General features: G+C 71.3%; 14 protein-coding genes. 8 read left to right on the top strand and 6 right to left on the bottom strand.

Features of this window, described 5'->3' with window-relative positions; translation table 11 throughout:
* Positions 1 to 33: 33 nt before the first annotated feature.
* The 4 genes from ABH928_RS05400 to ABH928_RS05385 all read left to right on the top strand — a co-directional run bounded on the left by ABH928_RS05400 (position 34) and on the right by ABH928_RS05385 (position 2,933).
* On the top strand, positions 34 to 417 hold the full coding sequence (locus ABH928_RS05400; protein WP_370062555.1) for a UBP-type zinc finger domain-containing protein: 384 nt from the start codon (positions 34 to 36) through the stop codon (positions 415 to 417).
* A gap of 74 nt (positions 418 to 491) precedes the next feature.
* Positions 492 to 1,193, top strand: a complete 702-nt coding sequence (locus tag ABH928_RS05395; protein WP_370062553.1) for an alpha/beta fold hydrolase — start codon at positions 492 to 494, stop codon at positions 1,191 to 1,193.
* Positions 1,190 to 1,798, top strand: a complete 609-nt coding sequence (locus tag ABH928_RS05390) for a 2'-5' RNA ligase family protein (RefSeq protein WP_370062551.1) — start codon at positions 1,190 to 1,192, stop codon at positions 1,796 to 1,798. Before ABH928_RS05395 ends, ABH928_RS05390 begins: the two co-directional genes overlap by 4 nt.
* A 40-nt stretch (positions 1,799 to 1,838) precedes the next feature.
* Positions 1,839 to 2,933, top strand: coding sequence for an ABC transporter substrate-binding protein (locus tag ABH928_RS05385; RefSeq protein WP_370062549.1), 1,095 nt, complete (start codon positions 1,839 to 1,841; stop codon positions 2,931 to 2,933).
* A gap of 239 nt (positions 2,934 to 3,172) precedes the next feature.
* Here ABH928_RS05385 and ABH928_RS05380 read toward each other — a convergent pair whose 3' ends face one another.
* From ABH928_RS05380 to ABH928_RS05355, 6 genes are all read right to left on the bottom strand, one after another.
* Positions 3,173 to 3,916: a VOC family protein gene (locus ABH928_RS05380; protein ID WP_370062547.1), complete on the bottom strand. Its 744-nt coding sequence runs from the start codon at positions 3,914 to 3,916 to the stop codon at positions 3,173 to 3,175.
* Positions 3,917 to 4,415: 499 nt separating this feature from the next.
* A complete protein-coding gene (locus ABH928_RS05375) occupies positions 4,416 to 5,000 on the bottom strand; it encodes a GNAT family N-acetyltransferase (RefSeq protein ID WP_370062545.1) in 585 nt (194 codons plus the stop codon).
* A gap of 50 nt (positions 5,001 to 5,050) precedes the next feature.
* The gene (locus ABH928_RS05370) at positions 5,051 to 5,785 is read right to left on the bottom strand and encodes a maleylpyruvate isomerase family mycothiol-dependent enzyme (RefSeq protein WP_370062543.1); all 735 of its coding nucleotides are present in this window, start codon (positions 5,783 to 5,785) and stop codon (positions 5,051 to 5,053) included.
* A gap of 62 nt (positions 5,786 to 5,847) precedes the next feature.
* A complete protein-coding gene (locus ABH928_RS05365) occupies positions 5,848 to 6,759 on the bottom strand; it encodes an aminoglycoside phosphotransferase family protein (protein ID WP_370062541.1) in 912 nt (303 codons plus the stop codon).
* 101 nt (positions 6,760 to 6,860) lie between these two features.
* Positions 6,861 to 8,351, bottom strand: coding sequence for an amidase (locus tag ABH928_RS05360; RefSeq protein ID WP_370062539.1), 1,491 nt, complete (start codon positions 8,349 to 8,351; stop codon positions 6,861 to 6,863).
* A 180-nt stretch (positions 8,352 to 8,531) separates the two neighbouring features.
* The gene (locus tag ABH928_RS05355; RefSeq protein WP_370062537.1) at positions 8,532 to 10,157 is read right to left on the bottom strand and encodes an APC family permease; all 1,626 of its coding nucleotides are present in this window, start codon (positions 10,155 to 10,157) and stop codon (positions 8,532 to 8,534) included.
* Between the two features lie 221 nt (positions 10,158 to 10,378).
* Between ABH928_RS05355 and ABH928_RS05350 the strand changes: the two genes are divergently transcribed.
* The 4 genes from ABH928_RS05350 to ABH928_RS05335 all read left to right on the top strand — a co-directional run bounded on the left by ABH928_RS05350 (position 10,379) and on the right by ABH928_RS05335 (position 15,121).
* Complete coding sequence (locus tag ABH928_RS05350) at positions 10,379 to 11,341, top strand: hypothetical protein (protein WP_370062535.1); 963 nt, start codon at positions 10,379 to 10,381, stop codon at positions 11,339 to 11,341.
* A gap of 208 nt (positions 11,342 to 11,549) precedes the next feature.
* On the top strand, positions 11,550 to 12,617 hold the full coding sequence (locus ABH928_RS05345; protein WP_370062533.1) for a histidinol-phosphate transaminase: 1,068 nt from the start codon (positions 11,550 to 11,552) through the stop codon (positions 12,615 to 12,617).
* A gap of 173 nt (positions 12,618 to 12,790) precedes the next feature.
* Positions 12,791 to 13,939 carry an acyl-CoA dehydrogenase family protein gene (locus ABH928_RS05340; protein ID WP_370062531.1) on the top strand — a complete coding sequence of 383 codons (1,149 nt, stop codon included), beginning with the start codon at positions 12,791 to 12,793 and terminating at the stop codon, positions 13,937 to 13,939.
* Between the two features lie 135 nt (positions 13,940 to 14,074).
* Positions 14,075 to 15,121, top strand: a complete 1,047-nt coding sequence (locus ABH928_RS05335; protein ID WP_370062529.1) for a hypothetical protein — start codon at positions 14,075 to 14,077, stop codon at positions 15,119 to 15,121.
* Positions 15,122 to 15,273: the final 152 nt, after the last annotated feature.

Below are 15,273 nucleotides of genomic sequence, written 5' to 3'. Positions count from 1 at the left end.
GCGTCCTTCCGCGCCCGCAGGAGCAGCCGCACCATGACTCCCGAGAACCGCAGCGACCCGAACCACCCGCTCACCTCCGTCGACCCCTCCGTGCCGCCGAGCGGCACCGGCTGCGTCGAGTGCGATGCGGCCGGCGGCTGGTGGCTGCACCTGCGGCGCTGTGCCGCCTGCGGTCACATCGGCTGCTGCGACGACTCCCCCGCCAAGCACGCCACCGCGCACGCCCAGGGCACCGGTCACCCGATCATCCGCAGCTTCGAACCGGGCGAGAGCTGGTTCTGGAACTACGTCGCCTCGGAGTTCTACGACTCCGGCCCGGAGCTCGCCCCGCCCACGAGCCACCCGGCCGACCAGCCCGTCCCCGGCCCGGCGGGCCGCGTCCCCGCCGACTGGGCAGATCGGCTCGGTCCGCGCTGACCATCCGTCATTCACGAGTTCTGTCAGTGGTGGCGGATACGGTCGAAGACCTCAGCGGACGGAAGGAACAGGCGATGACCACCACCTACACGCTCGTCCCGGGCGCCGACGGCCGCGCCTGGATGTGGCATCGGCTCGCAGCCGAGCTGCAGGCGAGGGGCCATCGGGTGATCACGCTGGACCTGCCCACCGATGACGCCGCGGGGTACGACGAGTTCGCCGAGGCAATCGCCGACGCGGTGCTCCAGAACTTCGACCGGTCAGGGCCGTTGGTCGTGGTCGCCCAGTCCCTCGCGGGGTTCCACGCGCCGGTGGCCTGCGAGCGCTTGCCCGTGCCCGTCGCCGAGCTGGTGCTGCTCAACGCCATGGTCCCGGTGCCCGGCGAGGCCGCAGGCCAGTGGTGGGACGACACGGGCCAGCCCAAGGCCCGCGCGGAGTACGCCGTCGCCAGCGGACGCCAGCCGTCCCTGGACGTCGACGTGTGGGTCGATTTCTTCCACGACGTCCCGCCGGAGGTGACCGCGGAGGCCCTCGCGCAGGGCGGCGCGGCACCGCCGTCCACCCTGTTCGAACAGCCCTGGCCGCTGACGGAGTGGCCCGACATCACCACCCGCCTTCTCCAAGGGCGCGACGACCGGTTCTTCCCCCTGGAATTCCAGCGCCGTCTCGCCCGCGAGCGGCTCGGCCTGGAGGTCGAGGCGATCCCCGGCGGCCATCTTGCCGCGCTCAGCCATCCACACGAACTCGCGGACCACCTGGCGCGGACCGGCCCGTGACGCCCGGCGGCTCGGGTGATTTCGGGGCGCTCGGTGTTTTCGACGTCGCGCCCACCGCCCGCACCGCCGTGGCATGGCTTCCTCCGGACGAGTTGTGGCCACCGATCCAGGCCGTCCGCAGCGATCACGACCCGCAGATCCGGCGCTGGCCGCCGCACGTCAACGTGCTCTTCGGCTTCGTCCCGGAGTCCGACTTCCACTCGGCCGCACCGCTGGTCGCAGCGGCAGCCGCCGAGGTCCCGGCGTTCGCCGCCCGGCTCTCCGGCATCCGCACCTTCCACCACCGCGCCTACAGCACCGTCTGGCTCGACCCAGCCGCAGCGGGCATCACGCCTTGGCGCGCCCTCCACGCCGCGTTCGCGGACCGCTTCCCGCGCTGCCGGGGCCGGTCACGCGCCTTCACGCCGCATCTCTCCCTCGGACGCACCACCGATCCACGCGGGGTCGTCGCCGAGTGCACGGCCCGGCTGGGCGACTACGACGTGCAGGTCGGCGAGTTGGCGCTGCTCTCGCGCCGGGGCGACGACGTGCCGATGCAGCCCCGGGCTGTCGTCGCGCTCGGCTCCGGCGAGTTGCGCTGGGTCGACCAGCTACCTGACAGATAGTCACTTGCCTGCGCGCCCGCGCACGGATGCAATGGCCACCATGGTCACCATCGGCTCCCAGAACCACGACACCGTCCCGATCGGCGCTCTCGTTCCGCTGACACGCCCCGGTTGGGGCGAAGCGGGCCGGCACCTGCTCGCCGGACTCGAACTGGCCGTTGGTCACATCAACGACACTGGTGGGATTGCCGGCAGGCCACTGGAGTTGCTGGTCCGGGACACGGCGGCCGACCCGGCGAAGGCCGCGACGGCCGTGGAGGAGTTGGCCAGTCTGGGCGTGGCCGCCGTGGTGGGCGAGTACCACAGCGTCGTCGCTCGCACCGCTGCCGCCAGCGCCCACTCCCTCGGCCTGCCGTTCCTCTGCTCATCGGCGGTTCTCGACGCGCTCACCGACCAGCCGACGGATTGGGTCGCACGCCTCGCCCCGGCGCAGTCCCAAGGCTGGAACATCTACGCCGACTTCCTCGTCGGCGCGGGTCACCGTCATGTCGCCGTGGCAACCCAGTCGAGCGTCTACTGGACCTCCGGGACCCGCATTCTGCGGGACCGCCTCGCTGAACGCGGCGGCACGGTCAGCGAACTCGACGCGGGCGCCCTCACCCCCGAGGCCGTGTGCGACGCACTCGTCGACAGCGGCGCGTCAGCTCTGCTCCTTCTGGTCGGCCACCCGGAACCGGCCGTGTCGATCGTCCGGTCCGTCCGCCGCGACCCTCGCCTCGCCGAGATCCTGATCGGCGCTCCGGCCGGACAACCGGAACTGCCCGAGTGGGCGGCGATGCTCGGCGAGGACGGCACCGCGATCCCCTTCCTGCGCTACCTCCCCGAGCGCCTCAGCCCCCTCGGCGCCCGCGTCAAGTCGGCCCTGCGCGAGCGTCTTGACGACTCGCCCTCCTTCGTCGCCTTCGAGGGCTACGACAGCGTGACGGTCCTCGCCGAAGTGCTGCGCTCCCACGGCACGGAGCGGGCACGCATCGCCGAAGCCTGGCCACACGTCGCCGTCGAGGGCACCCGCGGGCTGATCCGGTTCTCGCGCGTGCCGGGCATCAACGTGTGGCAATGGGCCTGGCCGCCCGTCCAGGTCGTCGACCGGGATCCGGCGCAGCCTGATCGCTTTCGGACCCTGCACTTCACATGACGCTGCACCAGGATCTCCTCGCCGCGCTCGCCCTCACCACGGAACCGACCGCAAGCCCTGACTCAGCAGGAAGACCAACCCGTACACCAGGCCTGCGAGCAACACAACGGATACCCCAACGACGACGAGCCCGGTGACGTGGTGGCGTGACGGACGGCGCATGCCGGAATTTCCGATTGGCGTCTACCGGCGTCACAGGCCGTGCGGCGAAGGTCGCGTCGAGGAAACCGTCCGGCCCGTCACCGCGGGGCGAGGACGCAGAACTCGTGGCCCTCCGGGTCCGCCAGGCAGGTCCACGCGACGTCGCCCTGGCCCAGGTCGAGGTCGGTGGCGCCGAGGGCCTTCAGCCGGGCGACCTCCGCTGACTTGTCGTCACCGGTGTACGGCAGCAGGTCGATATGGACGCGGTCCGGCACAGTCTTCGCGTCGGACGAGCGCAGGAACTCAAGGTACGGGCCGACTCCCTTGGCCGAGCGCAACGACGCGAAGTCGTCGGCCAGCTCGTGCAGGGTCCAGTCCGTCGCCTCACCCCAGAACCGGGCCATGGCCCGCGGATCCACGCAGTCGACCAGCACCGCGGCGATCGGCCCGGTGTCCCGGTAGATCTCCCGGGGCTCCAGCACGCAGAACTCGTTACCCTCCGGGTCGGCGAGGACCACCCACGGCACGTCACCCTGCCCCACGTCGACGGGCGTCGCACCGAGCGCCCGAAGGCGCTCGACCCACTCCGCCTGATGCGCCAGGGAGGTGGTGGCGAGATCGAGATGTACCCGGTTCTTCGTGGCCGTCTTCGGCTCCGGGACGGCCACGACGTCGATGCAGACGGCGACCGGGTCGGGCCAAACGTAGCCGCCACCGGGTTCGACGTTGGTCACGCCGGGTCCCTCGCTGGAAACACCCCAGCCGAGCGCCTCGGCCCAGAACCGGCCGACCGCAGCGTCGTCAATAGCCTTGATGTTCACCTGAACAGGTCGCAGTGCCATGCCCACGATCCTACGCGGCCGGTCGGCACGGACAGTTGCACAATGCCGTCGCCGAACTGAAATCACCTCACTTCCCCGTGCCGCGCCGGTGGGCACGCCCGCATCAGCTGCGGGCAGGGCTGGGTCCTCGACGTTGTGTCAGACGGTCTTCACAGACCCACCGTCGATCAACAGGTCCGTGCCCGACATGCTGGCCGCCAGCGGTGAGGCGAGGTAGGCGACGGCCGTAGCGACCTCCGATCGGGCTGCCCAGCAGCGGAGTTAACGCGCTGTCCTGCACATGCACGCCTGGCAAGATCGCTCGCGGTCGTCGCGACATATGTCGGCCGTGATGCGCGATCGCCCGCCGTTGGCAGCTCGGTCGCCGCTCGCTCTGTTCCGGTCGTCCCCCATGCGGCTGCCCGGACTGTGGCGGGACGATCCCGAGCATGTCGCCACCTTGGCCTGGCGCCAGGAGGTCTCGCGCCGCGCGGGACTGCCCGTCAACCGGGCCGCTGTCTCAGGCCTCGCGGACGCGGGCGTGGAGGTGCATGTCGTGGCGGCCGTCGTCGTGGAGCGCCGCGCTGCGCTGGGTGCCTTCGAGGTGGTAGCCGGACTTGGTGGCGACCCGGCAGGAGGCGTGGTTGCGCGTCGAGTGGTCCAGGTGGAGGCGGTGGAAGCCGATCTCCTCCATCGCCCACTCCGTCAGCGCGGTCAGGGCGCTCGTCGCCGCTCCCGCGCCCCGGGCTGCCGGGAGGACCCAGTAGCCGACGCCCGCCGTGCCGTCGTCGAAGTTCAGGCTGCCCATGGCGATCCGGCCGAGGACGTCGTCGCCGTCGCGGGTGACCGCCCAGTGGGCGCCCCGCTCCTGGGCCCAGTCCTCGCGGTAGCGGGCGAACCACTCCAGGACGCGGGTCTCGGACGACGGACGCCGCGTGTGCCAGCGGCGGATCGCCTCGTCCCGGTAGGCCGAGAGAAATGTCGGTGCGTCAGAGGACGTCCAGGGACGCAGCACCAAGCCCCGTGCAGCAGGCAACACGGGTTGGGGCGCACCGGCGAGTGAGCCGGAGGAGATGACGGGCGGCGTCGACAGATCGCGAGTCACGAGCCATGATCACCAGACCGCCACCACAACCGTCAAGGTCCTTGCGAGGATCAGTAGAGCGAGGGCACCTCCGGCAGGGAGGGAGCGCCGCGCAGGGTGAGACCCATGCCCGGGGAGCGGCCCATCAGCCAGGCCAGCAACCCGTGTTGCGGCCCGAGGACGGTGGGCGCGGACGGTCCGGTGCCGGTCGCGTAGGTGGTATCGGTGTCGGTGGCGTGCAGCTTCATGGCGGGCACGTCGGTGCGGGTCGCGAAGGACGTTGCCACCCGGTCGAGCATGTCTCGGACGAAGTCCGGCGGCCAGTCGGACGGTGTGTACCCCGCGTTCAGGTCGGCGTGGTGGACCAGAACCTCGCAGAGCCGGGAGTCGGCGGCGCGGGCGGCGGGGTGTTCCTGACCGGCAGTCCAGCGCACGGTGCGCTGCCATGCCTCAGGAGGCATCGCGCGGTACTCGGCCTCGAATGCGGCGGCGCTGTCGCGCAGGTCGGACAGCAGCTCGGCAGCACTCCGGCCCGCCCCCGCCCCGATTCCCTCCGCCCGGGCCGTCAGGCTCGGGTACTCCGGCGTCTCGACGCCGGTCCGGGCCCAGGTCAGCAGACGGCGACCGCCGTCGGCGTTGCGGGCCAGGTGGCTCAGCACATGCCCGCGCGACCAGTCCGGCAGCAGTGACGGCCCGCGCACCTCGGCGTCGGTGAGCCGTGCCGCTGTCCGCACGAGGTGCTCGGTCGCTGCGGTGATCTCCTCCAGCACAGCCGCCAGGTCGAAGACCGTCTGATCGGTCGTCATGCCGCCGCCTCTCCGTCGTCTTCCTTCGGATTGCCTCGGATTCCTCGGAACCAGTGCAGTTGTCAGAGGCCCGTCGAATCGGCCAGAACCGCGCGCAGGGTCCGCTCGCCGATACCGCCCATGAGCGGGTTGTCCGCCGAGTGGGTCAGGAAGACCAGCGCGAGGGCCAGTGCCCACCCACGGGCGCGCGCCCATGTGGCGTCGTCGGCGGGCCCGCCCGCGTGGTCGTAGGCCTCGCGCAGGTCGGTGCGGCGGTCCTCGTCCGGGAAGAGCATCCAGGCGACGGAGAGGTCGGTGGCCGGGTCGCCGGAGGTCAGATCGCCGAAATCGATCACCGCGGTGATCCGCCCCTCGTCCACCAGCACATTGGCCGGGTGCAGGTCGCCGTGCAGCCACAGCGGCGGACCGTCCCATGCCGGTGCGGTGACGGCTGCTTCCCAAACGGTCAGCGCCGCTTCGCGGTCGGCCGTGTCGGCGACGTTCGTGAGTCCGCGCAGCACGCCGTCGGCGCGTCCCGCCAGCGGGATCCCCCGGAACGCGTTGACCGGGGCATCCGGCGGGGCGGGAGTGTGCAACGCGGCGAGGAACCCACCGAGCGCAGCTGAAGCTGACGGTGCGTCATCGAGCGTGGTGTCCGCGGCGATCCGGCCCGGGAGGAAAGGGACGATGCTCCAGGACCACGGGTACTCCCCCGCCGGCCGCCCGATCCGCACCGGCGCGGGCACCGGCAACGGCAAGCGGGTCGCCAACTCCGGCAGCCAGCGCTGCTCGTGGTCGACGAGTTCGGCGGACTGGGCACGCCGGGGCAACCGGACCAGGAACTCCTCGCCCAACCGGCAGACCATGTTGTCCCAGCCGTTGGCCAGCACTTCGAGCGGCAGGCCCGCGAGGTCCGGGTGCTGCTCGTCGAGCAGGTGGCGTACCAGCTCGAGGGTGAGCGGGATCTCGGCGGCCGGCATCCGATGGACGGTCATGACACGGACCCTACGGCCCTACCGACGCGCGTGTCCCGTGGTCAGCCCTGCCCCGGCCCGGTCGTCGTCCCGGGGACCGGGCCGACCGGGGACCGACGACGTCAGGTCGGCGCCTGTGCCGCAGCCGCCCGCTCCGGCGGGCGGAGCAGGTACCAGCGGCGGTCCGCCTCCAACTGCGCGGCCAACGAGATCAGTCGGGCCTCGCTCGCGGCCGGGCCCAGCAGTTGGCAGCCGATCGGCAGCCCGTCCGAGGTGAGGCCTGCCGGGACGTTCACCCCCGGCCAGCCGAGGACGTTCCACGGCCAGGCGTAGGGGCAGACGGTGATCATCGCGCGGTCCAGCGCGCCCGGACCGAGGCCGTCGGTGGCCCCGATGCGCAGCGGCGGGGCGGCAGTTGTCGGCGTGAGCAGCACGTCGACCGTCCCGAAGACCGCACCGATGCGCCGCTGGAGCGGTCGTTCGGCCGCGCGGGCGGCGCGCAGAACCGGTCCGTCGAGCAGCGCGCCGAGCCGGATGTTGCTCCGGGTGCGCGGGTCGAGCAGCGCATGGTCGGGCGCTCGACGGGCCCAGGCGCGGATCCCGGCGAGGGCGCGCGGCAGCTGGGCCGGGCCGACCAGGCCGTAGCGGGGTTCGACCTCGACCACGTCGTGGCCCAACCGGGCCAGGGTCTCGGCCAGTTCGACGGTCGCGGCGCGGATCTCGGGATCGAGCCGCAAGGGATGGATCGCCCAGGCCGCGCCGAGGGAGAGCCCGATGCGCAGGCGGCCCGGGTCGCGCCCGGCGGCGGTCAGGAACGATTCCGCAGATGGCCGATGCGGATCGCCCGGGTCATTGCCCGGGTCATTGCAAGGCTCATTGCCTGGGTCATTGCCGGAGGAGTTGCCAGACGAGTTGCCCGAGACGACGTCCAGCAGCAGGGCCGCGTCGGCGACAGTGCGGGCGAGCGGGCCGTGGACGGTCAGGCCGTGGAAGGGGTCCTGCTCCGGCCAGGCGGAGATCCGGCCGCGCTGCGGCTTGATGCCGACCAGGTGCGTCCAGGCGGCGGGGATCCGCACCGACCCCGCGCCGTCGGAGCCGATCGCGGCGGGTACCACCCCGGCCGCGACCGCAGCGGCGCCGCCGCCGGAGGAGCCGCCGGGCGTCCGCTCCGGGTCCCAGGGGTTGCGGGTGGCGCCGAAGGCACGGCCCTCGGTGAAGGCCCACTGGCCGATCTCGGGCGTGTTGGTCTTGCCGACGATGACGGCTCCGGCCGCGCGCAGGCGACGCACCACCTCGGCGTCGGCCGGTGCCGGCGGGAAATCCCCGGCGCAGCCGAAGGCCGTGGGCTCGCCGACGAGGTCGGTGTCGTCCTTGATCGCCACCGGCACGCCCAGCAGCGGCAGCCGCTCCCCCGCCGCGAGCCGCCGGTCCGCCTCCTCGGCCTCGGCGAGCGCCGCCTCCGCCCGAACGCGCCGGAACGCGTTGAGCGTCGGCTGCGTCGCTTCGATCCGGTCCAGTGTCCGCTCGACGGCGGCTCGCGAGGTGAGCTGACCATCACTCAACTGCGCGGCAAGCTCGGCCAGTCCTGGCGCCGGGTGGTTCGCGCGGTTCATCGTGGCGTCCGCCTTCCGTCGCGTTCCAGCGCTCTGCCGAGGGATCCCTACTGAACAGTAACGTGCGGCAACCGACTTCGCACGCACTCCGGTCGGCAGGTCCGCACGAGCGCACCGCGCGCGTGCCTGACCAGCGCGTCGAACGACCCTGGGGTGAGCCCGGCCCGCACCAGGAGGGCGTCAGTGCTGCTCGGCGTCTTTGATCGCCTCCTGGATCTCCGCCGTCCGGAGCGCCACGGCAATCGCCCAGTAGTACACCACCAGCGCGAACACGCTGATCAGGACGATGTCCCAGCCGAGCGGGAGGCGGCCGGTGCCGCCGAAGCTGCCCTGCCACGAGATGGCACCGATACCAAGGAGGTAGACGGGCAGCCACTGGGCCGGGCGCCACCGCATCCGCGGTGCCTGCGGGAGCCGCGTCGCGGACGCATAGGCGGCATAACCCCCCATCAGTGCGTAGCCGACCAGCACCGCGAAGCCCAGCCGCCACAACGTGCTCCAGCCCGACCAGTAGATGATCAGCGTGGCGATGACGAAGGAGAGCGGCGAGATCAGGCCGCCCGCCGGGAGCCGGTAGGGCCGGGGATGGTGCGGAAGCCTGCGGCGCAGCGCGCCGTAGGCGAGCGGCGCTCCCGCGTACATCAGCACCGAGGCGGAGGTGATGAACGAGACGAGCTGCTGCCAGCTCGGGAACGGGAGGAAGCAGACCACCCCCACCACGAGGGAGACCAGAAGCCCGATCCACGGGACGCCGCGCCGATCGGTCCGGGCCAGCGCCTGCGGGAAGTAGCCGTTGGCGGCCAGCCCGTAGGAGACCCGGGAGGTCGAGGTGGTGTAGATCAGCGCGGTGCCCGCGGGCGAGATCACCGCGTCGACGTAGAGGAACGCGGCCAGCCAGCCGAGGCTGAGCACCCCCGCGAGGCCCGCCCACGGGCCGGAGATGCCCTGGTAGGCGAGAGCGGCCCAGCCGTGCTGCAGCGACGCAGCCGGGAGCGCACCTATGTAGACGACCTGGAGCAGGATGTAGACGACCGCGCCGATGGTCACGGAGCCGAGCACGGCCCGGGGGATGTGGCTCCTCGGATTGCTGCTCTCACCCGCCAGCTGAATCGCCTGCTCGAAGCCGAGCAATGCGAAAATGATCCCGCTCGTGCTGATCGCCGCGAGGACGCCCTTGGCGCCGTACGGTGCGAATCCGTGCGAGGTGAAGTTGCCGGTGTCGAAATGCGTGAGTGCCACAACGAACACGGTGAGCAGTGGCACGAATATCTTCCACCACGTGGCCGTGCTGTTGGTATGGGCCAACACCTTCACGCCAAGGAAGTTGACGGTCACGAATACCACCATCAGGCCGGTGGCGACCGCGAGTCCGGAGGCGGTGAGCGTCCCGTCGGCATGCTGCAGTCCGGCGGCCGAGGACCAGTGGCCGGCGTAGCCGATCACCGCTTCGACCTCGATGGGAGCCACGGTCGCCGCCTGGATCCAGGAGAACCAGCCGAACGACATGCCGACCAGCCCGCCGAAGGCGTAGTGCGGATAGCGCGCGGTCCCTCCGGAGACCGGGAACATCCCGCCGAGCTCCGCGTGGACGAGGGCGAGCAGACCGATCGCCACCGCGCCGACACCCCAACTGACCAGTGCCGCAGGCCCGGCGGCGGTGACGGCGTTCCGTGCGCCGTAGAGCCAGCCCGATCCGATGATCGAGCCGACCGAGGCCCACATCAGGCCGATCAGCCCGACCTCGCGGCGCAGGTGCCCGGATCGGCGCGCGGTCCGGGCCGGAGCCGAGAGTTGATCGTAGACCATGGGTCTCCTCGCGTTCGCTTCACCCGGTCCTGAGAATGCGGGACACGTTAGACGTCCGCGCAGGCAGCAGGCGCTCCTGTTATCAAAAAGTCACTGCCACCGCCGCGAGTGGCACCCAGGCGGCCCGAACATCCGTGATCTGAGGAGAATTTGAGGTTACCGATCGGAATAACTGCCGCAGAAGGCTGCACAAGCACCCGTTCGGCTCGTAACGTCAGCCCATGAACTTTTTGGGACGCGGTCGGCGGGCGATTCCCCGGCTCACCCCGGAACTGGACGACGAGGCTCTGGGGCGCGTCTGCCGGCAGTTGGGCAGTACACCCGCCATGCCGGGGGCGGTCGACTCCCAGGTCGACGCAGTCGCCCAGCTCTTCGACAGCGTCGCCGGCGACTGGGACCGGATCGGTCACCGGATGGCGGTCCTGGCCGAAGAGGTCACCGATCCCGCCTTGGCGCGCTCGTGGGTGATGCGGCACCCGCGCAGCGCGGACGCCTGGCTCTTCCGGGCCCGGATCGCCTACGTCGACCTGCGCGACGACGCCTCGCTCACCAACCAGGCCTTCGCTGCGTCGGAGGACTGCGCGCAGGCCGCCGCCCTCCGGCCGGAGGATCCGACCCCCTGGGTCGTCCGCCTCGGCCTCTGCCGCTTGCTCCGCAGGCCCGCTCCCGAGGTCATAGCCGTCTGGCGCGAGGCGTTGGCCCGGGATCCCTGGAATCGTGAGGCGGATCTGCAGATGCTGTCCTACCTCACCGCCCTGGACGACGCCTCGTTCTGGCGGCTGGACGACTTCGTCGACCGCCGCTGCTTCGAGATCCCCGCCGACTCCCCCGGCGCCGGACTGGAGTTGGCCGCGACGCTGGGCCGCTACGCCCGTGCGCTGGACGGCACCGGTCTCGGCGGCCTGCTGTCGGACCGCTGGTGGCAGGCACCACGGCAGGCGAGGCTGCTGGACCGGAGCGTGCTGTCCTGGACCGAGCCCGGCTTCCTCCGGCACGCCGGTGCCCTCGCGGACCTCAACGGCCTTGCCTACGCGCTGATCCAGGCCAACCGGCTGCGCGACGCCGGTCTCGTCTTCCTGCGGATCGGCCCCGTGGTCTCCTCCTGGCCCTGGGTCGCGGACGGCGATCCGCTCAGACAGTTCACGACACTCCGAAGGCAGGCGCTGCGCTTCGTCACGCCGTGACCGGAGCCCACGTCCGCGCCGGGTTCGCGCGCGTGCCCGGACCCGTACGCGCACCCATGCCCAGACCCGCGCCCGTGCCCGCGCCGTGCCCAGACCCGCCCGTGCCCACACCTGCCCCGGGGTCGCTCTGACCGGGCCCGGCCAGACCCAGCCCATCCCACCGGCCCCCACGGGCCCGACAGCCGGAAGCGAGGAGAACGAGCAGATCATGGTGCTCGTCCGACCGACCCTCAAGCGGGTGCCCGCCCGGGTACCGACGCGGAAGTCTCCCGGTGCCATCGTTCTCGCCGACAACGAGTGCCCGTACGGGCTGCTGCCGGCCGTCGTGGAACGGATCGCCGCGTCGTCCGCGACCACCTCCCGCTACCCGGACCGCTGCGCCTTTGAGCTTCTCGCCGCCCTGGCCACCCATCTCCGTGTCCCGGTGGACCGGATCGCCGTGGGCGCGGGCTCGTCGGAGCTGTGCAGTCAACTCGTGCACACCGTCGTCGGGCCCGGCGACGAGGTCGTCTTCGGCTGGCAGTCCTTCGAGGCGTACCCGATCCTCACCCTGGTGGCCGGAGGGTCACCGGTACGGGTGCCGCTGCTCCGGCAGGGCCTGGACCTCGACGCCATGGCCCGCGCGGTCACCCGGCGGACCCGGCTGGTCTTCCTCTGCAACCCCAACAACCCGACCGGCACCGCCCTGGACGCCAGGGCGCTGACCACCTTCGCCGACCGCGTGCCGTCCGACGTGCTGATCGTCGTGGACGAGGCCTACCGCGAGTACGCGGCCGCGACCGCCGTGCCGGACGCGCTGACGCTGCTCGGCGAGCGCCCCAACGTCGTGGTGCTGCGCACCTTCTCCAAGGCGTACGCACTGGCCGGCCTGCGCGTCGGCTACTGCGTCGGATCGGCGGAGGTGATCGCCGGGGTCCGCAAGACCCAGGTCCCGTTCAGCGTCGGCGCCCTGGCCCAGGAGGCGGCCGTGGCCGCGCTCGGCGAACGCGCCGAGGTGGCCCGCAGGATCGGGCTGACGCTGCTGGAACGCGAGCGGGTGATGTCGGCCCTGCACGACCTGGGCTACACGGTGCCGTCCTCGCACGCCAACTTCCTCTGGCTGCCGCTGCGCGAGGAGAGTTCCGCGTTCGCGGAGTTCTGCATGCGCCACGGGGTCGCGGTCCGCAGCTTCGACGGAGAGGGCGTCCGGGTCACCGTCGGTCTCGCGGCGGAGAACTCCGCCTTCCTCTCCCTTGCCACCCGCTGGAGAAGGGAGCGCCCGATCACGGCGCGCTGACCACGGCACCCTGACCACGGCGCCCTGACCGGGACCACGGTTCGGTTTCGAGCGGTCCACGCTTGAGGCATGATCAGGGCGTGCGTGGACGATCACGCCTTCCTGCGCTGCGGCAGCCGGGAAGCAGGCACACCCATCTCCTGATGTCCCGATGTCCCCAAGGCGGAGCCGGCATGAAGCGCATCCTTTTCCACGACGAGCACCAGGCCTACCGGGAGAGCGTCCGGTCGTTCGTGGAACGGGACGTGGTGCCCCACTACCCGGACTGGGACCGGGACGGCATCGTGCCGCGGGGTCTCTTCAAGGGCCTCGGCGAACTCGGCGCGCTGGGCATCGCGGTCCCCGAGGAGTTCGGCGGGGCCGGCATCACCGACTTCCGCTACAACGTGATCCTGCAGGAGGAGGCCGCACGGGTCGGCGTCTCCCCCGCGCTCCTCGGTCCGGCGCTGCACGCCGACGTGTGCCTGCCGTACTTCCTGGACCTCACCACCGAGGAGCAGAAGGCACGTTGGCTGCCGGGCATCGCCTCCGGCGAGCTGGTCACCGCCGTGGCGATGACCGAACCCGGCACCGGATCGGACCTCTCGGGCATCCGCACCAAGGCCGTCCGCGACGGCGACCACTACGTGATCGACGGCGCCAAGACCTTCATCACCAACGGCATCAACGCGGACCTGGTGGTCGTCGCGGTCCGCACCGGTGAGCACCCGCACCGGGGCCTCAGCCTGATCGTCGTGGAGCGCGACACCCCCGGCTTCGAGCGCGGACGCAAGCTGGAGAAGGTGGGCCTGCACGCCCAGGACACCGCCGAGCTGGTCTTCACCGGCGCACGCGTTCCGGTCGCCAACCTGATCGGCAAGGAGGGTGAGGGCTTCTTCGGCCTGACCCGCAACCTTCCGCAGGAACGCATCTCCGTCGCGGTCTCCGGCCTCGCCCAGGCGACGGCCGCGTTCGAGTGGACGGTCGCCTACGTGCGCGAGCGCAAGGCCTTCGGCAAGCCGATCGGCGCACAGCAGGTGATCAAGCACCGCCTTTCCGAGCTGGCCACCGAGATCGAGGTCGCCCAGCACTACCTCGACCGCTGCGTCCTCTCCCTGAACGACGGCGAACTGACCGTCGTCGACGCGGCCAAGGCCAAGTGGTGGTGCACCGAACTGCAGGGCCGCGTCGTCGACGCGTGCGTCCAACTCCACGGCGGCTACGGCTACATGCTGGAGTACCCGATCGCCCGCGCCTGGCAGGACAGCCGTGTCACCCGCATCTACGCCGGGACGACCGAGATCATGAAGGAGATCATCGGCAGGTCCCTCGACCTCGGATAGTACCGATTGTCCCAAGTTGAGATATCGGTATGAGCCGCGCGGACCGGCCACAGGAGATCTTGACGCGTACAGGCTAATCGTGGAGTCTATGGGCCATCCACCCGGCGAGCGGCCGGACGTGAAGGACGGCGAAGCGTGACCGACCCCACAGGTTACAGCCAACGCACACGCACCACAGGCACTACGGGCGCAACAGGCAGCACAGGCACCACCCGGCGCACCGGACAACCCAACCCCACCCCCCCACCCCGGCGGGCCTCCCGCGCCCTGGACGCGGCCCTGCGTGCCGGCCCCTTCGAGACCGCGCTGCAACTGGCCATCAGCGACAGCGGACTGAGCCTGGACAGCCTGCGGCGCAGACTCGCCACGGACGGCATCCACGTCGGCCTCTCCACACTGAGCTACTGGCAGCGCGGCCTGCGACGACCCGAGCGGGCCGAGTCGCTGCGCGCCGTGCGCGCCATCGAGGACCTCTGCGGCCTGCCGCGTTCCAGCCTCGTCGCCCTGCTGGGACCGCGCCGACCACGGGGACGCTGGGGCGAACCCAGGAACCGCGAGCTCGACATCGAGGAGCTGCTCGGCGACGACATGCTGCTGGCGATGACGCTCAGCGACCTCGACGTCTCCGTCAACAGCCGCTCCGAGCACGTGAGCGTCCACGGGGACCGGTGGATGCACGCCGACCGCTCCTGGAGCACCGAGCGGATCCGACGGATCGTCATCGCCCGCACCGAGGGCGTGGACCGTTTCGTCGCGCTCAGTCTGCGCGACATCGACGGCGAGCAGCCGCCCAGCGTCCGGGCCATGCACGGCTGCCGCCTAGGGCGGGTCCGCACCGACCCTGCGACCGGCCTGCACGCCGCCGAGCTGCTCTTCGACCGCCGCCTGAGCAGCGGTCAGGTCCACGTCTTCGACTACGAGTACCAGGCCGGCCCCGGCTCCACCGGGGTGACCCGCTACGACTACGGATCCCGGCAGCCGCTCCGCGAACTGGTACTGCGGGCCCACTTCACCCCGGACCGGCTCCCGGTCCGCTGCTACCAGGTCGTCCGCCGCCGCTACCACGACGACAGCGGGTTGCGCGACGTGCAGGAACTCCAGCCCGACGCGCACGGCGTGATCCAGCTGGTGAGCCTCAACGGCAAGCCCGGCATCGAGGGCTTCCGCTGGGAGTGGGACTGAGGGCGCTGCTCCACCTCTGTTCGGCTGTCGCGAACGTGTTCACCTTGCCATTGACGTCTGCCACTCCGCCCTGCCCGGAACCGATCGTGAACATCCGTCAAGACAACTGTGAAACTGCGAATGTTCACGTTCTGCTCGCCCACCTGTACGAC

Origin of the sequence: Streptacidiphilus sp. MAP5-3 (genome assembly GCF_041262505.1) — a bacterium.
In the GTDB taxonomy this organism is placed as follows: Bacteria; Actinomycetota; Actinomycetes; order Streptomycetales; family Streptomycetaceae; genus Streptacidiphilus.
This window is presented reverse-complemented; position numbering and strand designations above follow the sequence as displayed.